This window comes from Salinimicrobium terrae DSM 17865 (assembly GCF_000424665.1).
GTDB lineage: Bacteria > Bacteroidota > Bacteroidia > Flavobacteriales > Flavobacteriaceae > Salinimicrobium > Salinimicrobium terrae.
The window spans coordinates 82,698-101,488 of record NZ_AUKI01000023.1 but is presented as its reverse complement, the minus strand read 5'-3'; the positions used below and the strand labels follow the sequence as shown (position 1 = coordinate 101,488).

Annotated in this window: 17 protein-coding genes; 11 read left to right on the top strand and 6 right to left on the bottom strand. The window is 40.4% G+C overall.

Annotated elements, in window-relative coordinates:
- Positions 1-3: 3 nt before the first annotated feature.
- The 5 genes from hisH to hisIE all read left to right on the top strand — a co-directional run bounded on the left by hisH (position 4) and on the right by hisIE (position 3,357).
- Positions 4-624, top strand: a complete 621-nt coding sequence (gene hisH / locus H148_RS0111235) for an imidazole glycerol phosphate synthase subunit HisH (protein WP_029034886.1) — start codon at positions 4-6, stop codon at positions 622-624.
- 61 nt (positions 625-685) lie between these two features.
- A complete protein-coding gene (locus tag H148_RS0111230; RefSeq protein WP_029034885.1) occupies positions 686-1,042 on the top strand; it encodes a four helix bundle protein in 357 nt (118 codons plus the stop codon).
- Between the two features lie 40 nt (positions 1,043-1,082).
- Positions 1,083-1,802 carry a 1-(5-phosphoribosyl)-5-[(5-phosphoribosylamino)methylideneamino]imidazole-4-carboxamide isomerase gene (gene hisA, locus H148_RS0111225; protein ID WP_029034884.1) on the top strand — a complete coding sequence of 240 codons (720 nt, stop codon included), beginning with the start codon at positions 1,083-1,085 and terminating at the stop codon, positions 1,800-1,802.
- A gap of 67 nt (positions 1,803-1,869) precedes the next feature.
- Positions 1,870-2,625, top strand: a complete 756-nt coding sequence (hisF, locus tag H148_RS0111220; protein ID WP_029034883.1) for an imidazole glycerol phosphate synthase subunit HisF — start codon at positions 1,870-1,872, stop codon at positions 2,623-2,625.
- A 126-nt stretch (positions 2,626-2,751) separates the two neighbouring features.
- On the top strand, positions 2,752-3,357 hold the full coding sequence (hisIE, locus tag H148_RS0111215; RefSeq protein ID WP_029034882.1) for a bifunctional phosphoribosyl-AMP cyclohydrolase/phosphoribosyl-ATP diphosphatase HisIE: 606 nt from the start codon (positions 2,752-2,754) through the stop codon (positions 3,355-3,357).
- Positions 3,358-3,408: 51 nt separating this feature from the next.
- Here hisIE and H148_RS0111210 read toward each other — a convergent pair whose 3' ends face one another.
- Positions 3,409-5,970, bottom strand: a complete 2,562-nt coding sequence (locus H148_RS0111210) for an ATP-dependent Clp protease ATP-binding subunit (protein ID WP_029034881.1) — start codon at positions 5,968-5,970, stop codon at positions 3,409-3,411.
- A 256-nt stretch (positions 5,971-6,226) separates the two neighbouring features.
- Between H148_RS0111210 and gyrA the strand changes: the two genes are divergently transcribed.
- Positions 6,227-8,782: a DNA gyrase subunit A gene (gyrA, locus tag H148_RS0111205; RefSeq protein WP_029034880.1), complete on the top strand. Its 2,556-nt coding sequence runs from the start codon at positions 6,227-6,229 to the stop codon at positions 8,780-8,782.
- Positions 8,783-8,802: 20 nt separating this feature from the next.
- Positions 8,803-10,080 (top strand): tetratricopeptide repeat protein, encoded by a 1,278-nt coding sequence (locus H148_RS0111200; RefSeq protein ID WP_029034879.1) that lies wholly within the window; start codon positions 8,803-8,805, stop codon positions 10,078-10,080.
- Positions 10,081-10,134: 54 nt separating this feature from the next.
- Here the strand turns inward: H148_RS0111200 and H148_RS0111195 are convergent, their stop codons facing one another.
- Together H148_RS0111195 and H148_RS0111190 are read right to left on the bottom strand one after the other, a co-directional pair.
- Positions 10,135-10,881, bottom strand: coding sequence for a C40 family peptidase (locus tag H148_RS0111195; RefSeq protein WP_029034878.1), 747 nt, complete (start codon positions 10,879-10,881; stop codon positions 10,135-10,137).
- 25 nt (positions 10,882-10,906) lie between these two features.
- Entirely contained in the window at positions 10,907-12,085 is a 1,179-nt protein-coding gene (locus tag H148_RS0111190) for an acetyl-CoA C-acyltransferase (RefSeq protein ID WP_029034877.1), read from the bottom strand.
- Positions 12,086-12,199: 114 nt separating this feature from the next.
- Here H148_RS0111190 and H148_RS0111185 point away from each other — a divergent pair, with 114 nt between their 5' ends.
- Positions 12,200-14,245 (top strand): HD family phosphohydrolase, encoded by a 2,046-nt coding sequence (locus H148_RS0111185; protein WP_029034876.1) that lies wholly within the window; start codon positions 12,200-12,202, stop codon positions 14,243-14,245.
- Between the two features lie 3 nt (positions 14,246-14,248).
- Here H148_RS0111185 and H148_RS0111180 read toward each other — a convergent pair whose 3' ends face one another.
- On the bottom strand, positions 14,249-14,701 hold the full coding sequence (locus H148_RS0111180; RefSeq protein WP_029034875.1) for a transcription elongation factor: 453 nt from the start codon (positions 14,699-14,701) through the stop codon (positions 14,249-14,251).
- An 86-nt stretch (positions 14,702-14,787) separates the two neighbouring features.
- On the bottom strand, positions 14,788-15,195 hold the full coding sequence (locus tag H148_RS0111175; protein ID WP_029034874.1) for a hypothetical protein: 408 nt from the start codon (positions 15,193-15,195) through the stop codon (positions 14,788-14,790).
- Positions 15,196-15,354: 159 nt separating this feature from the next.
- Between H148_RS0111175 and H148_RS0111170 the strand changes: the two genes are divergently transcribed.
- From H148_RS0111170 to H148_RS0111160, 3 genes are read left to right on the top strand one after another with little or no spacing between them, the layout of a single operon-like run.
- A complete protein-coding gene (locus tag H148_RS0111170) occupies positions 15,355-16,707 on the top strand; it encodes an NAD-dependent succinate-semialdehyde dehydrogenase (protein ID WP_029034873.1) in 1,353 nt (450 codons plus the stop codon).
- Between the two features lie 4 nt (positions 16,708-16,711).
- Complete coding sequence (locus H148_RS0111165; RefSeq protein ID WP_029034872.1) at positions 16,712-17,131, top strand: NUDIX domain-containing protein; 420 nt, start codon at positions 16,712-16,714, stop codon at positions 17,129-17,131.
- 36 nt (positions 17,132-17,167) lie between these two features.
- Positions 17,168-17,557: an acyl-CoA thioesterase gene (locus H148_RS0111160; protein ID WP_029034871.1), complete on the top strand. Its 390-nt coding sequence runs from the start codon at positions 17,168-17,170 to the stop codon at positions 17,555-17,557.
- Here the strand turns inward: H148_RS0111160 and H148_RS0111155 are convergent, their stop codons facing one another.
- On the bottom strand, positions 17,558-18,655 hold the full coding sequence (locus H148_RS0111155; protein ID WP_029034870.1) for an endonuclease/exonuclease/phosphatase family protein: 1,098 nt from the start codon (positions 18,653-18,655) through the stop codon (positions 17,558-17,560).
- Between the last annotated feature and the right edge of the window lie 136 nt (positions 18,656-18,791).

The window sequence follows — 18,791 nt, the reverse complement described above, 5'->3', positions numbered from 1 at the left end:
GATATGAGTATTGAGAAAAGAAAGGTTTCTGAGAAAGTTGTTATAATAAATTACGGCGCGGGTAATATTCAGAGCATCAAATTTGCTTTGGAAAGACTCGGCTATGAAGGTGTTTTAAGTCATGATGCTGAAGAAATTAAATCAGCAGATAAAGTGATTTTTCCCGGAGTGGGAGAGGCCAGTTCTGCCATGAAAAAGCTGAAGAGTACAGGTTTGGATAAATTAATTCCGCTGTTAAAGCAGCCGGTTTTGGGGATTTGTTTGGGCATGCAACTCATGTGCAACCGTTCCGAAGAAGGCGATACAGACGGTCTGGGGATTTTTGATGTAGATGTGATCCATTTTGAAAAAACATTAAAGGTTCCGCACATTGGCTGGAACAGGATAAAAGAGCTCAAAACTCCTCTTTTTGAAGGAGTAGCGGAACAGAAGTTCGTTTACCTCGTACACAGTTTTTATGCCCCAGTTTGTGCCGAGACCATTGCAAAATGTGACTACGGAGTTAATTATTCTTCAGCCTTAAACAAAGACAATTTCTACGGAGTCCAATTTCATCCGGAAAAGAGTAGTAGTGCAGGAGAGAAAATTCTGGAAAACTTTTTGAAGTTAGATTTACGAAGTTAGAAGTACGAAGTGAAGGTAGGATTACGAGGTTAGAAGTACGATTGTTTTTAAAACTAAGGAAATGAAAGATTTGAAATCAAGAACCAAAGAGTTCGCTGTAGATTGCTGGAAGTTTTGTCATAAAATCCCTCATTCGAGAGAATATAATGCTTATGTAAATCAATTATTGAGGAGTTCGAGTTCTGTAGGTGCTAATTATCGTGCAGCACTCAGAGGAAAATCCACTGCCGACTTTATAAATAAATTGAAAATCGTTGAAGAAGAGGCCGATGAGAGTATGTATTTCCTGGAACTTTTTCTGGAGATACTTAACAATGATTTGGAGGAGGTAAAAAATTTACATTCCGAGGCTAATGAAATAATTTCTATCGTTGTCACTTCAATAAATACTGCCCGCCGCAATCAAAACAGAACCTAGCTTTAACTTCTAATTTCGTAATTCTAAACTCCAACTTCACATGAGATTAATTCCCGCTATAGACATCATTGACGGAAAGTGCGTCAGACTTTCGCAAGGTGATTATAATACAAGTAAGATTTATAATGAGAATCCGCTGGAGGTGGCGAAGCAATTTCAGGACCACGGAATAAAGTATCTGCACCTGGTTGATCTTGACGGGGCCAAATCGAAGCATATCGTCAACCACAAGGTTCTTGAGAGGATTGCTTCGGGAACGGATCTTAAAATTGACTTCGGCGGCGGACTTAAAACTGATGAGGACCTGAAAATAGCTTTCAACAGCGGTGCTTCCCAGATCACCGGTGGAAGTATAGCCATCAAAGATCCCGAGACTTTCCTGTCCTGGCTTGAGAAGTATGGAAGTGAAAAGATCATTCTTGGAGCAGATGCTAAAGATGAGAAGGTGGCAGTAAGCGGATGGCTAGAAGATTCTGAAGAAGATTTGATCCCTTTCATACAGAATTACAGGAAGAAAGGTGTGAATTACGTGATCTGCACAGATATTGCCAAAGATGGAATGTTACAAGGACCATCTTTTGAGTTGTACCGCAAAATATTAAAAGAAACTCCAGATTTAAATCTGATAGCCTCAGGGGGAATTGCGGAATTTGATGATTTGCCGAAACTTCAGGAAATTGGCTGTGAAGGAGCAATTTTAGGTAAAGCGATCTATGAGAACAAAATAAGCTTAAAACAGCTGGAAGATTTTATCCGGTAAATTTCAAATTATAAGCACCAATTAACAAGCACCAAAATTAAAATTCTCAATTTTAACTACTTAATACATGTTAACCAAAAGAATTATTCCGTGTCTGGATATAAAAGACGGGCGGACCGTCAAAGGAGTAAATTTCGTAAGTCTTCGGGATGCCGGTGATCCTGTGGAGTTGGCAGAAGCCTACTCAAATTCGGGCGCAGATGAACTGGTGTTTCTGGATATTACGGCAACGGAACAAAAGAGAAAAACACTGGCAGAACTTGTGCGAAAGGTTGCGGCTACAGTAAATATTCCGTTTACTGTAGGGGGAGGAATTTCTTCTATAGAAGATGTGGATATCCTGCTGCAAAACGGAGCCGATAAAGTAGCAATTAATTCGGCTGCAGTTAAGAATCCGCAACTCATTAATGATCTGGCAGCTAAATTCGGGAAACAGTGTATTGTTGTGGCAATAGACGCAAAACAGGTGGAAGGGAAATGGCTGGTGCATCTTGTCGGCGGAAAAGTACCGACAGAAATTGATCTTTTTGACTGGGTAAAAGAAGTTGAGGAACGTGGGGCAGGAGAGATACTCTTTACCTCGATGGATCACGACGGAACTAAAGCTGGATTCGCGAATGAAGCTCTGGCAAAGATTTCAGAAATGGTGAATATACCTATAATCGCTTCCGGAGGTGCAGGGAGTAAAGAACATTTTTGTGATGCCTTTATAAAAGGGAAAGCCGATGCTGCCCTGGCGGCAAGTGTTTTCCATTTCAAGGAAATAGAAATTAAGGATCTTAAGCAGGAGATGAAGGAGAAGGGGATCGAAGTTAGAATTTAGTATTCCGTGATTAGTGGTCATCGAGAAACAAAGATGTTGGCAGAAGGTCCCGACTTCGGTCGACCTGACACCTTAAGAAAATTTCCGACAGCACACTCAATGAAGATTATTTTATAAAAAAGAAGTATGAAAATAGATTTTTCAAAAGATAAAGACGGTTTGGTGCCTGCGGTAATTCAGGATGCCGAAACCAGGAATGTGCTCATGTTAGGATACATGAACCAAGAGGCGCTGGAGAAAACCAGGGAGACCAGGAAAGTGACATTTTTCAGCCGCAGTAAGCAACGGTTGTGGACTAAAGGAGAAGAAAGCGGAAATTTTTTACACCTGGTTGACCTTAAAGTGGACTGTGACAATGATACGTTGCTGGTCTACGTCAATCCTGAAGGTCCGACCTGCCATAAAGGAACCGATACTTGTTGGGGAGAAAAAAATGTTTCAGAAATGCCATTTTTGACACAGCTGGAAGAGGTGATCTCGGACAGAAGATTAAATTTTGAAAACGAGAAGAGTTATGTTGCTTCCCTTTTTCGGAGCGGAATCAATAAGATCGCACAGAAAGTGGGAGAGGAGGCGGTGGAAGTTGTCATTGAATCCAAAGATGAGAATGACGAACTGTTTCTAAACGAAAGTGCGGACCTGTTGTTTCATTACCTTATCCTCCTGCAGGCAAAAGGCTTTATGCTTGAGGACGTAACAGAGATCCTGAAAGCCAGACACAGCAAAAAATAAAAAGAGCCTGTGATTCATCACAGGCTCTTTCTGTTTTATTAAATATTTAATTTATTTTGAATCTTCGGAATTTGTCTCCTTTTTGGCTTTTTCAACCTTTATAGTCAATTCCTTTTTCTCTTCATCAAGATCCATGAGAACTTTATCTCCTTCAGAAATGTGGGAAGTAATGATCTCCTCGGCCAGTGCGTCTTCGATGTATTTTTGAATGGCACGATTTAAAGGTCTTGCACCATATTGTTTATCAAATCCTTTTTCAGCAATATACTTTTTTGCTTCAGGACTTAATTCCAGGTTATACCCAAGAGCACCAATTCTTCCGAAGAGTTTTTCAAGTTCAATATCGATGATCTTAAAGATATCTTCCTGTTCAAGAGGATTAAAGATAACCACGTCATCAACACGGTTAAGAAACTCGGGAGCAAAGGCTTTTTTCAAAGCGCTTTCAATAACTCCCCGGGCATTGTCGTCCATCTGGTTCTTCCTTGCGGTAGTTCCGAATCCAACTCCCTGACCAAAATCTTTCAGTTTTCTTGCTCCAATGTTGGAGGTCATAATGATAATTGTATTCCTAAAGTCGATCTTGCGACCAAGACTGTCTGTTAAATATCCGTCATCAAGGACCTGAAGCAACATGTTGAATACATCGGGGTGAGCTTTTTCTACCTCGTCCAGAAGGATCACTGCGTAAGGCTTTCTGCGTACTTTCTCGGTAAGCTGACCACCTTCTTCATATCCTACATAACCCGGAGGTGCACCAATTAATCTGCTTACCGCAAATTTTTCCATGTACTCACTCATATCGATACGAATCAACGCATCTTCATTGTCAAAAAGCTCCCTTGAAAGAATCTTTGCTAATTGAGTCTTACCAACTCCTGTTTGACCAAGGAATATAAAGGAACCAATAGGTTTATTCGGATCTTTAAGACCGGCACGATTACGTTGAATGGCTTTTACCACCTTTCCAACTGCTTCATCCTGGCCAATAACTTTTCCTTTAATCAATTCAGGTAATTTGAAAAGTTTATTGATTTCGGTTTGAGCGATTCTGTTAACAGGAACTCCTGTCATCATGGACACTACATCGGCCACATTATCTTCTGTCACCGTTTCACGGTGCATTTTAGATTCCTCTTCCCATTTTGACTGTGCTTGAGCCAGTTCTTTTTCTATATTTTTTTCATCGTCACGCAGTTTGGCAGCTTCTTCATACTTCTGTTTCTTTACTACAGTATTTTTAAGCTCCCTTACTTCTTCCAGCTTTCTCTCAAGTTCCAAAATCTGCTTGGGAACATCGATATTGGTAATGTGTACCCGTGATCCTGCTTCATCAAGGGCATCAATAGCCTTGTCTGGTAAAAACCTGTCGGTCATATATCGGCTGGTGAGCTTGACACATGCCTGTATGGCTTCATCTGTATAGGTAACATTGTGATGTTCTTCGTACTTGTCTTTTATATTGTTCAGGATCTCGATAGTTTCCTCAATAGTAGTGGGTTCTACGATTACTTTTTGGAAACGTCTTTCTAAAGCTCCGTCTTTTTCTATGTATTGCCTGTATTCATCAAGGGTTGTAGCACCAATACATTGAATTTCACCTCTTGCCAGTGCAGGTTTAAACATGTTACTGGCGTCAAGACTTCCTGTGGCGCCACCGGCACCTACAATAGTATGTATCTCATCAATGAAAAGAATAATATCATCATTCTTTTCAAGCTCGTTCATTACAGCTTTCATTCTCTCCTCGAACTGGCCCCGGTACTTTGTTCCTGCCACTAAACTGGCAAGATCAAGAGTAACGACGCGCTTGTCGAACAGGATTCGTGAAACCTTTCTTTTTACTATACGAAGGGCAAGACCTTCGGCAATAGCCGACTTACCAACTCCGGGTTCTCCAATAAGGAGCGGATTGTTCTTTTTTCTACGACTTAAGATCTGCGAAACCCGTTCAATCTCCTTCTCACGGCCTACAACAGGATCAAGTTTATCCAGTTCTGCCAATGCAGTTAGATCCCTTCCGAAGTTATCTAAGACCGGAGTCTTTGATTTCTTTGTGGATTTTCCGGGTGTGCCTGCAAAGGGATTGCCTTTTCCGGCATCTTCTGAAGTCGCATCTTCATCAGAAAAGGATTCAGAAGTAGGGGAATCTATATAATCGTCATCATTGGTGATCATATATTTAAACTGATCTTTTACCCCGTCATAATCCACCTTTAGCTTATTTAATAGCTTGGTGGTGGGATCATTTTCGTTCCTTAAAATGCACAATAATAAATGTGCAGTATTTATAGAAGTGCTTTGAAATAGCTTAGCTTCCAAAAATGTGGTTTTTAAAGCTCTTTCTGCCTGCCTTGTTAAGTGGAGGTTTCTCTTCTCATTAGTTTCTACTGCCACATCTGGATTAGCGGGGCTAAGAATTTCTACTTTTCTTCTCAAATGTGTGAGATCGACATCCAGGGCGTGCAGTATGTTAATGGCTTTGCCATCCCCATCCCTTAGAAGACCCAACATTAAATGCTCGGTTCCTATGAAATCGTGGCCAAGCCGAAGGGCTTCTTCTTTACTATAGGCTATTACATCCTTTACTCTTGGTGAAAAATTATCATCCATTTTGTTCCTTTCTCTCTGATTATATTATTAAGGTTTCAAAAACCATACCCGATTATCAATACCGGCTTCATATGAAGTATAGCTAATTGACGAATTTGCATTTATAAAACAAAGCAGAATGTAATGAACTTATTAACCAAGCACAACTAAAAATTTGTTAATAAAATACAATAAAACCTCAATGAATAGTGCTCCCGGGTTGCTTAAAATGCGTAAATTGGCACGTTAGATTTTTGAACCAAAATAACAAGTATTTATGGCTGAAGGAGAAAAGTTAATTCCTATCAATATTGAAGATGAAATGAAGTCGGCCTACATTGATTATTCAATGTCGGTCATTGTGTCACGTGCCCTGCCAGACGTTCGTGACGGTTTAAAGCCGGTTCATCGCCGGGTTTTATATGGAATGTATGAGTTAGGAGTTCTTTCCAACAGAGCTCACAAAAAATCGGCAAGAATTGTAGGGGAAGTTTTAGGTAAATTTCACCCGCATGGAGATTCTTCTGTTTACGACACTATGGTACGTATGGCCCAGGAGTGGAGTTTACGTTATATGTTGGTAGATGGACAGGGTAACTTTGGTTCGGTAGACGGGGATAGTCCTGCTGCTATGCGTTACACCGAAGCAAGAATGCGCAAGATTAGCGAAGATATGCTAGCCGATATCGATAAGGAAACTGTTGATATGCAGCTTAACTTTGATGATACCATCCATGAACCTTCAGTTTTACCGACACGTATTCCAAATCTACTTGTAAATGGTGCCAGTGGTATTGCAGTGGGAATGGCTACGAATATGCCGCCTCATAATCTTTCAGAAGTTGTAGATGGAATTACAGCATACATAGAGAATCACGATATTGAGATAGACGAACTTATAGAACACGTTAAGGCTCCCGATTTTCCTACCGGAGGTACCATTTATGGCTATGACGGAGTTCGTGAAGCTTTTAAAACCGGTCGTGGAAGAGTGGTGATAAGAGCTAAGGCACATACTGAAGAGGTTGCAGGTAAGGAAGCAATCATTGTCACAGAAATCCCGTACCAGGTCAACAAGGCTGAAATGATCAAAAAAACAGCTGAGCTTGTAAATGACAGGAAAATAGAGGGAATTTCTCTAATTCGGGATGAATCTGATCGTAATGGAATGCGAATAGTCTATATCCTCAAAAGAGATGCTATTCCAAATATCGTTCTAAACCTTCTTTATAAACACACCTCCCTCCAAAATTCCTTCAGTGTCAATAATATTGCACTTGTAAAAGGTCGGCCTCAAATGTTGAATTTGAAGGATATGATCTATCATTTTGTGGAACATCGCCATGAGGTTGTGGTGCGTCGTACGGAATACGAACTACGCAAAGCCGAGGAGCGTGCTCATATATTGGAAGGGCTTATCATTGCTTCCGATAATATTGACGAAGTTATTGCTCTTATAAGAGCTTCCAGCAACGCCGATGAAGCGAGATCTAAGCTAATTGAACGTTTTGAGCTTACCGAGATCCAGGCTAAAGCAATCGTGGAAATGCGATTAAGACAACTTACAGGTCTTGAACAAGATAAACTTCGTGTAGAGTATGAAGAGATCATGAAGACAATTGAAGATCTTAAGGATATACTGGCGCGAAAGGAACGAAGAATGCAGGTGATTAAAGATGAGCTGCTCGAGGTTAAAGAGAAGTATGGAGATGAAAGACGTTCTACAATAGAATATGCCGGGGGAGACCTAAGCATGGAAGATATGATCCCCGATGAGCAGGTAGTAATAACTATTTCACACGCGGGCTATATTAAAAGGACCTCTCTTACTGAATATAAAACCCAGAACAGAGGTGGCGTTGGCCAGAAAGGGTCTACAACCAGGAATGAAGATTTTCTTGAAAATCTTTTTATAGGAACAAATCACCAGTACATGTTATTTTTTACTGAAAAAGGTAAGTGTTTCTGGATGAGGGTGTTTGAGATTCCCGAAGGAAGTAAAACTTCAAAGGGTAGAGCAATTCAGAATCTGATTAATCTTGAACCCGACGATAAATTAAAAGCATTTATTTGTACAAAAGACCTCAAGGACGAAGAGTATATTAATAGCCATTATGTCATGATGGCTACCAAGAAAGGACAAGTGAAAAAAACTTCCCTGGAGCAGTACTCTAGACCGAGAACTAATGGTATTAATGCTATAACCATAAGGGAAGGAGATGAATTGCTTGAGGCAAGGCTCACAACAGGGGAAAGTCAGGTGATGTTGGCTCTAAAAAGTGGAAAGGCCATTCGTTTTGATGAGAGTAAGACAAGACCTATGGGTAGAAATGCATCGGGAGTACGAGGAATAAGCCTTGCCGATGAGAAAGATGAGGTAGTGGGAATGATCACCGTTGAAAACCCAATGGAAGAGACAGTATTGGTAGTTTCGGAAAATGGTTATGGGAAACGTACTTATATTGACGATCCCGAAGATGGGGAACCAATCTACAGAATTACCAACCGTGGAGGGAAAGGGGTGAAAACCATTTCGATCACACCTAAGACGGGTAGCCTTGTGGCCATTAAAAATGTAACCGATCTTGATGATCTTATGATCATCAATAAATCGGGATTGGCTATTAGAACATCTGTATCTAATTTACGGGTTATGGGCCGCGCAACGCAAGGAGTTAGACTTATTAATTTAAAGAATAATGATTCCATTGCTGCGGTAGCCAAAGTGATTAATGAGGAAGAAGATGTTGAGGATGTGGCTGGTGACGCAACACCCGAGATCACTGATCAAAATGAGGATGGCACAACTATTGCAAACGATAGTGAAGAATAATTAAATCAAAATAAAACAAGATGAAAACCAGAATTCTAACGGCAGCATTAGCGATGATTACTGTCGTATCATTTGCCCAAAAGAAGGAGATAAGAAGAGCAGGTAAAGCTGTTGAAAAAGGAGACTACCAGAAAGCTAAGAATTACCTTCAGGAGGCAGAAGCAGAATTGGCTAACGCCGATAATGATGAGAAAGCCGATTTCTACCTTTACAGAGGATATACTTTGGTAGGAGATGGTCAAAATGTTTCTACTGACGATTTAATGGCGGCAGCGGAAGCAATGAAAAAAGCAAAAGAATTGGGCCAGGAAGAGGCAGAGCAAGGAATGGTTACAGTGAGTAATGCCCTGGTGAACTCGGCAATTGAAGATCAAAATGCTCAGAATTTTGCTGAAGCTTCAAAAAAGTTGGAGATGAGCTACAGGATGAGTGACCGTGATACAGTGTATTTATATTATGCAGCTTCCAACGCAGTGAATTCCAAAGATTATGATGAAGCGTTAAGATATTATGAGGAGCTTCAGGATCTTGGATTTACAGGAGAAGAAATGATTTATACTGCAGTAAACAAAGAAACAGGTGAAGAAGAGAGAATGGCTTCAAAAGAGCAAAGAGATCTTTTCGTTAAAGCTGGAACTTATATAAACCCACAGGATAAGAAGGAAGAATCTAAAGAAGGAGAAATTGCCAAGAACATAGCCTTGATCTATATTGAAAAAGGAAATAAAGAGAAGGCGATTGAAGCAATGGAAAGTGCAAAGCAGGCTAATCCTAACGATGCTGCTCTTATGCAGGCTGAGGCCGATATGTATTACCAAATGGGTGACATGGCAAAATATCGTGAGATTCTTGAAGAGGTTGTAAGGCAAAACCCCGATAATGCTACTCTTTACTACAACATGGGAGTAAGTTCTGCAGAACTTGGGGAGAATGACCGTGCTATTGACTATTATAAAAAAGCTATAGAACTTGATCCTGATATGCACAATGCCAGAATAAATGTAGCTTATGTAATTCTTTCTGAAGAAGCACCTTTGGTAGAGGAAATGAATAGTCTTGGGATGAGCAAAGCCGATCAAAAGAAATATGAGGAGCTTTCGGAACAACGCCAGGGAATCTATAGAGAGGCTCTTCCACACCTTGAAAAAGTGATGGCTAATGATCCAACAAATCTTGAAGCTGCCAGAACCATAATGAATATCTACTACCAGATCAATGAACCTGAAAAGGCAGAAGAAATGAAGGTAAAGATTGCTGAACTTGAATCTACAAATGCAGCAGCTACTCCAAAACAATAGTTTAAAAAACTAGAAAATAAAAAAGCCCGTTCATTTGAACGGGTTTTTTTATTTTTATATTATCTTCTTGATAACCCTTAATTTATGAGTGTGTCGACGCAAATCTGAATTGTAAATTCCTGAATGGTCCAGGCGATCAAGCCGCACTTTTCCATCGGCATGTATAATATAATTGTCGGTCATTATGATACCCACATGGTTTATTACCCCATCGGGACCGTCAAAAAAAGCCAGATCACCGGGCTCACTTTCTTCTATAAAACTCAGGGAATCCCCCTGTTGAGCCTGTTCTGCTGCATTTCGGGAGAGTTTGTAACCATTAAGTTTGTACACCATTTGAGTAAAACCGCTGGCATCAATTCCCATTGGGCTTTTTCCGCCCCATAAAAAAGGAGCATTGAGATATAAAAAGGCGGTTTCTATGAGCTTCTCTTTCGACTGACTTCCCGTAGCAATTGCACCTGAGTGTTGATGTTTTAAAAGTGCTACTCCGTTTAAAACAGAACCTATAGGGATAGGAATAAGTAATCCTTCTCCTGTTACAAACTCCATAAGATCTGCCGAAAGTTGCAGGTCCTCATTTTTTAGCTTTTCATACTCTAGTTCTGTGATCTTAAAGAGTTGTTTATTATCAATCCAGGCTTCAAGAGCTTCAAAAGAAGTCCGTATTCTTGACCATTTTGCTCTTTCTTCCAGAATCTTATAGGTTTCGCCATAGAGTAGCTGACTTACCATTTCAGAAGTGTGTGCAGGTTCTGCTCTTAAAGGGACTGTCCCTAAATTACAAATGGCGTATTGCATTCAAAAAGGTGCTTTGGAACAGGAATTATGGACGCTCAATGATCATTGCCGATGCACCGCCACCCCCATTACAAACAGCTGCCGCGCCTATTTTACCGTTGTTTTGCTTAAGAACGTTTAGTAGCGTCACAATTATTCGGGCACCTGAACAACCAAGTGGATGTCCTAAAGAAACAGCCCCTCCGTTTACGTTCACGTTCTTATCTTCCAGTTCCAGAATCTTCATGTTTACCAATCCTACTACAGAAAAAGCTTCATTAAATTCAAAAAAATCAACTTTATCGATAGAAATTCCGGCTTTATCAAGAGCTTTAGGTAGTGCTTTCGCCGGAGCTGTTGTAAACCATATTGGCTCTGTAGCGGCATCTGCAAATCCTTTAATGCTGGCTAAAATTTCAAGGCCAAGCTCTTCAGCTTTCTCCCGGCTCATAAGCACAAGTGCAGCCGCACCGTCATTTATAGTTGAAGCATTTGCTGCCGTCACAGTACCTTCTTTGCTAAATGCAGGACGTAAAGAGGATATCTTATCCATCTTCACATTTTTGTATTCTTCATCTTCATTAACAACTACAGGATCTCCTTTTCTCTGTGGTACTTCCACAGGTACCACTTCGTCTTTAAATCTTCCTTCTTCCCATGCGGTACGAGACCTTTCATAGGATTGGATGGCAAATTTATCCTGCTCTTCCCGGGAATAATTATGCTCTTTTGCACAATGATCTGCAGCCACGCCCATTGCATTGTGGTCGTAAGCATCAACAAGACCATCTTTTTGCATTCCATCCACCATCTGGGTTGGACCAAATTTCTGTCCGTTTCTTAAATGTAAGTAGTGTGGAATAAGGCTCATGTTCTCCATTCCCCCGGCAACAACAATGTTGGCATCCCCTAAAGCAATAGCCTGTGCTGCCTGCATTACGGCTTTCATTCCACTGGCGCAAACTTTATTCACGGTAGTACAGGGAACACTGGTAGGTATATTGGCACCAAGAGCGGCCTGTCGCGCCGGTGCCTGTCCCACGCCGGCTTGTACAACATTTCCCATGAGCACCTCGTCTACCATCTCTGGTTTGAGATTGATTTTCTCCAGAGCTCCTTTTATTGCTATTGATCCCAGTTTTGTCGCGGGAACGGTAGATAAACTACCTAAGAAACTTCCTATCGGAGTTCTTACGGCACTTACAATAACTACTTCCTTATTCATGGTTTAAAGGATTATGATTTTACTTTCGCGAATTTAATCATTTTAAAAGGAACAAACCAACGTGTTCTCTACAGCCGGCTTTTTTTAGTACTTTTGGAAAGAGATAGTCCCTGTATGAAATCGTTTGTAAACAGTCTTTATAAAAATCAGGACCTTTTTTACAAGGTTTTTTTATTTCTTCTCACCACCCTGGTCATTGTATACATGTTTCCCAAAGGAGGCAAGTTTAAATATGAGATCCCTAAAGGAAAACCCTGGCAGTATGAGAACCTTTATGCTCCCTTCGATTTTGCCATTTTAAAAAGTCCTGAAGAACTTGCTGCTGAAAAAGAGGAGATTAATAAAACCCATGTTCCTTATTATGATTACGATGCAGAAGTTGTTTCGGAAGTAGAGTCTGCTCTGGAGGAGCAATTTGTACGTATTTTTCCCGACACTCTTACGCGTAGAGAGAATATTCAGCTTAAAGAGTTTATTGAGAATACTTTTGAAGAAACCTATGATGCAGGAGTGCTGCAGGAGATAGTTCCACTAAGTCCCGATCAATTGGTTTATCTGCGCGAAGGCAATGAAGTGACCGAGGTGACTTACAAGAGCATACTAAAGCAGAACCAGTTAAGGGATTTTCTCAATCGCAGAATTGATCAGGCACAGTTACAAAATTACCGGGAAGAGTTAATCGGATTATTTTTTGATACCGTCAAACCGAATGTTACTTATAATGAAGCTCTTACCCAAAGTGATCTGGAAAGCAGGTATAATCAAATTTCTTATACCCGGGGTAACGTAGAACGAGGGACTATCATAGTAGCCAAGGGAGAAGTTGTGGAAGGGGCGAAATTACAAGTCCTAAATTCACTTAAGGCAGAATATGAATCGCAGGTATGGAGTGAAGCCAATTATAATTGGGTAATCGTGGGTTATACGCTGCTTGTTTTCCTTGCCTTACTCATGTTAATGCTCTTCATTAGGAAATACCGGTATGATATCTTCCAAAATAACATAAAGGTCACCTTTATTTATTTTAATGTTACGCTCATGGTCCTTCTTACCATATTGATCATACGTTTTAATGTTGCCTATGTTTACGTGGTTCCACTTTGCGTGCTGCCTTTAACAATAAAAGGATTTTTTGATTCCCGCCTCGGGCTTTTCACACATGTAATTACGGTTTTGCTGCTTGGTTTTATTGTACCAGATAGTTACGAGTATATGTTCCTGCAAATTATTGCAGGGATAGTAACAATTCTCACAGTTTCAGAATTATATAAAAGAGCTAACCTTTTCATAACCGTGGGGCAGATCACCCTTGTCTATATTGTCTCCTATTTTGCTTTCACTGTAATTCAGGAAGGTTCAATTTATGAAGTAGAACCCGAAACTTTTCTCATGTTCCTGCTGGGTGGACTGGCAACTCTTTTTGTGCAGCCACTGATTTATGCCTACGAGAAGATCTTCGGTTTAATTTCAGATATGTCGCTACTGGAACTTTCAGATACGAACACAAAACTGCTTAAGGAACTTTCAGACAAAGCTCCGGGAACCTTTCATCATTCCCTGAATGTGGCAAATCTTGCAGAGGCAGCAGCGAACGAAATTAATGCAAATTCCATGCTGGTAAGGGTAGGAGCGCTTTACCACGATATTGGAAAAATGCGTAACCCCACCTATTTTACCGAAAATCAAACGACATCGGTTAATTCACATGACGAGCTCTTTCCAAAAGAAAGTGCCGAGATTATAATTGAACACGTGATAAACGGAATAGAGATCGCTAAAAAAAGGAATCTCCCCGATAGGGTCATTGATTTTATTCGAACCCATCACGGCACTACCACTGTACACTATTTCCTTAAGAAAGCTATGGAAAATGACCAGGAAGTAAATGAGGATGATTACAGGTATCCCGGGCCAATGCCATTTAGTAAGGAAACAGCAATTTTGATGATGTGTGACAGTGTGGAAGCAGCCAGCAGAAGTATAAAAGAACCTACTGCCCGAACTATAGACAAGTTTGTTGAAAAAATAATCAATAAACAAATGGAGGACGGGCAGTTCCTAAATTCAGATGTTACATTCAGGGAAATTCAGCAGGTAAAAAAGGTTCTTAAGCGAAAGCTTAAAAATATTTACCATCTAAGGATTGAATACCCCGAGTAGAAATTAAAGAATTTTTACAATTTCGACTTCCCCTTCTCTAAAACTAAAGGAATCACCTTCTTTTTTTCCTTCCATTTCCTTGTAAATAGGAGCGTCCGACGAGATTGCATAAACTTTACTACCGCTCTCCATTTCGATTTCTCCGAGAGGTACCGAAACAAAATAATAGCCGTTTTTGGTTTCTACAACGCTGCCCGGTCGCACCACCTCACTGCGATGGTCCCGGTCCAGATTGGCAAGAGTTTCTTTCATGTTTCTTACCCGGTCAAGGTAAACTATATTCTTTTCATACTCTGTCAGCATTTCCCCTTTATTTCCATATTCATCAAAATCAGGATGAAATTTGTGCTGCTCATTCTGGCCGGTAAGAGTATTTAGTTTCTCATTATACTGGTCAATTTTTTCATTGACGGTATCAAGACATTTGTTAAATAATTCTTCTTTGTTAATGCTCATTTTGTTGCTTTTTTTAAAATTAGCCAACGCAATATTTAAAAAAGAACAATTAGCAAAAGTTTAATAATTGCAGTTTTCAGGAAGATCTATACTGCTGACAGTTTCTCAAGCAGCTGGATATTACTTTGCAACCTGTCCTTAACAAGGTTCATCATTCTTTTATTAAGTGCAGAAGAGTTAGTTATATAATACTGGTATTCATCAATGGTGAATTGACCAATGATCATTCCTTTTAAACTGTTTCGGAATTTTATGTCCTTCTGAATAGAATTTTCAATGTATGTCATTCTTTTATCTACAGTCATTTCATAAAAAACATTTTTATGTTTTTGTACGTAATTCCTGAAAGCTTCGAGTAGCAGATCATTTTGAAGCAAGATTACCGGGCGCAGAGTCCGGTTCTGGAACTTTTCATCTGGAAGGGTTGAAGCATTCACCACAGCAGATTCTATTTGCGGTCTTAACTCAAGTAAACTTTGGTCACGATCTCTCATAGTGGGGTTTTTCTTAAAGATAGTAAAAGAACGAAGCGATTAGAGTTCATTCATTTTTGATTTATAAACGTGTTGTGAACAATTCGGGTTTCAGTTAAAATCCTTCTAATAATTTCTCTTGCTTACAGGTTCTTTTTACCTTTAGAAAAACACCATTTTATGATTTTTTCCAAAAATCCATTTACAGGAGAAACTATCGAAGAACACCGGGAATCTTCCTCTGAAGATATCGACAAAGCACTTGAAAAAGCTTCAGCTGTCTTTTTTGAGTGGAAATCTACTTCTTTTTCATTTAGATCAAAGCTTATGCTTAAGGCTGCGGAAGAACTTAGGAAAAATAAGCAGGAATACGCCGAAGGGATCACTCAGGAAATGGGTAAGCCGATAAAACAATCTATTGCTGAAGTTGAAAAGTGTGCCTGGGTATGCGAGTACTATGCCGAGAATGCTGAACAACAACTCGCTCCTGAAGAAGTCGAAACAGATGCCACCAAAAGTTATGTGAATTATGCTCCTCTGGGGGTAGTGCTGGCAATTATGCCATGGAATTACCCTTTTTGGCAGGTATTACGTTTTGCCGCTCCGGCTTTAATGGCAGGTAATGTGGGAGTGCTTAAACACGCCAGCAATGTGATGAGGTGCGGGAAAAACATTGAAAAAGTATTTATTCGAGCAGGTTTCCCCGAAGGGTGTTTTCAGAACCTCGTCATAGGTAGTAAAAAGGTTGACGACGTACTTCAGGATAAAAGGATTAGAGCTGTCACCTTAACGGGTAGTGAAGGGGCAGGAAGAGCCGTAGGCGCAACGGCAGGAAAACATATCAAAAAATCTGTGCTGGAACTGGGAGGAAGTAATGCCCTGGTGGTTTTTGATGACGCAAATTTGGAAGAAACAGTAAAAACCTGCGTGCAGGCCCGATTCCAGAATACCGGACAGAGCTGCATTGCAGGAAAGCGTCTTTTAGTTCAGGAAAATATTGCTGAAAAGTTCACAAACTTGTTTGTAGAACAGGTTAAGGAATTGAAGTCCGGCGATCCAATGGAGGAAGACACCTTTATTGGAGTACAGGCGAGGGAGGACCTTGCAAAGGACCTTGAGAAGCAGGTAAATGATTCCGTAGAAATGGGCGCCGTATTATTAACAGGAGGGGAGCGAAAAAAGGCATTTTACGCACCTACTGTTTTGAAAAATGTTACCCCGCAAATGCCAGTTTTTAATGAGGAAACTTTTGGTCCTGCAATAGGGATTACCACCTTTACATCTGAAGTAGAAGCGATTGATCTTATAAATTCCTCTCAATTTGGACTTGGAGTGTCATTGTTTACAGCTAGTAAGGAGAAGGCTCAAAAGTTAATTCCTCAAATAGAGGATGGGGCAGTGTTTGTCAATGAACTGGTTAAAAGTGATCCCCGCCTGCCTTTTGGAGGGACCAAGAATTCAGGTTATGGAAGGGAGCTGTCGAAATTCGGCATCAGGGAATTTGTGAATATTCAGACTGTTTATTTTAAATAAAAATATGGCTAGACAAAACATTTCGGTAACTACAGATTGTGTGATATTTTTCAGAAATGATAAGGAATCCAAAGTGCTATTGGTCAAGCGTAAAAAAGTCCCCTTTAAAGACCAATGGGCGCTTCCGGGAGGTTTTCTTGAAGATGAAGAGCCTTTAGAAGATGGTGCAAAGAGAGAGCTTGAAGAAGAAACAGGTCTAAAAGTTCAACATTTGAAACAGCTGCAGACATTTGGTACTCCGGGAAGAGACCCGCGAGGCAGGACTATCAGCGTCACCTATTTGGGCGAAGTAACCTCTGAAGAAAAGGTTCAAGGAAATGACGATGCCGCCGAAGCCGGCTGGTTTAATATTAACGATCTACCTGAACTTGCTTTTGACCATTCAGAAATCCTGGAGGTCGCCCGGATAGAATATTTTAGATAAAACTTTTAATTTTATTTTTCAACAAAAAATTTCCCTATGAGATTTCATACCAGAAAATGGATAAAGCCGCAGGACCTTAACCCCAACGGCACTTTGTTTGGTGGGAGACTTCTGGAATGGATAGATGAGGAAGCCGCGCTTTATGCAATAATCCAACTGGAAAACTCCCGCACGGTCACAAAATTTATGAGTGAAATCGATTTTAAGAGCTCTGCAAGGGAAGGTGATATTGTGGAAATAGGAATGGATGTGGTGAAATTTGGAAATGCCTCCATTACTTTGCGATGTGAAGTTCGCAATAAGATGACGCGGGAAGTAATAATAACCATAGAAAGAATTGTTATGGTTTCTCTTGACGACCAGGGTAAGGCAAAACCTCATGGAAAGACCGAGATTGAGTTTGTGAAGGACCGACTTAAGAACTAGTTATTCTTTTCCCTCGGCTTTTTCTTTTCTATCTTTTTTCTCCTCCTTTTCAATTTGTTTTTCTGCCTCCTGCATTTCCTTCTGGCTTGCCGGTTTAACCGTCTGTACCGCTCTTACTTCCGGCTCCAGGCTTAATTTAGCATATAGAGGAAAATGATCTGACTCGACATCGTGTCCCACTTCCATCTTTACCATCCGGAATTCATGTGAAACAAATAAATGGTCCAGAGGCCATCTCATAAGCCAGCTATCCGCATTATAAGTATTAAAAAGTCCGCGACCCACACGTGGATCCAAAAGTCCGCTCACTTCCTGAAAAAGCTGAGTAGTTTCAGACCAGGCAACGTCATTGAAATCTCCCGCTACAATCACCGGATGCTTTGATTCTTTTGCCATTTTTGCCACCATCATCATTTGGGCATCCCTGTCTGTTGAAGATCCGTCATGGGGAGGCATTGGTGGTGTGGGATGAATGACATGTAACTGTATTACCTCCCGGGAAGGCAAAACCACTTTTGCGTGCATGGAAGGAATACTGTCCTCTAAAAGAAACCTTATTTGAGGTTCAAGCAATTCCAGGCGGGAGTAAACCAGCATTCCATAAGTGTTGTTAAGGGGCATTTCCATACGGTAGTCATAATCAAAATCCTTCAGGCGTTTTCGCAATTCATTTTGCCAGGTAGTATTAGTTTCGGTAAAGATGAGAAGATCGGGATCCTGTCTAAAGATTTCCCTTACTACCAAATCATACCGGTCATTCTGCTGCAGCACATTGGTAGCTAGTATACTGATACTGCTACCTGGAACGGCAGCAGTATTTTGTCTAACCTGCTCACCTGAGAAAGGTGTATAAGGATATATCTTGGTTAATTGCAGTAAAAAACAGACCGTTAAGACGGTGACAAAGGTGTAATCTCTCCAGTTATGCAAATCAAACCTGAAGAAATAGACCAGTAGGGCCACAAGGGTGAGAATCGTGAGTTGTACATGAGGAAAATCGAACATCCTTATCCACCAGTAATCTGAAGCAACAAAAGGGAAGAGGGAGATTAGTACAGCAAAAATTCCAAAGCCCTGAAGGAAAGGTTTAAGATGCATGAGAGAATACCTTGTTTTTTATTGAACAAATTTATTTTAAAAAATGAGTTTTCTCATGTTCATGAAGGAAAATACCGAACCTTTTGATTATTTTATGAATTTTAGATTTATTAAGGGTTAACTTTATGAAAATCAA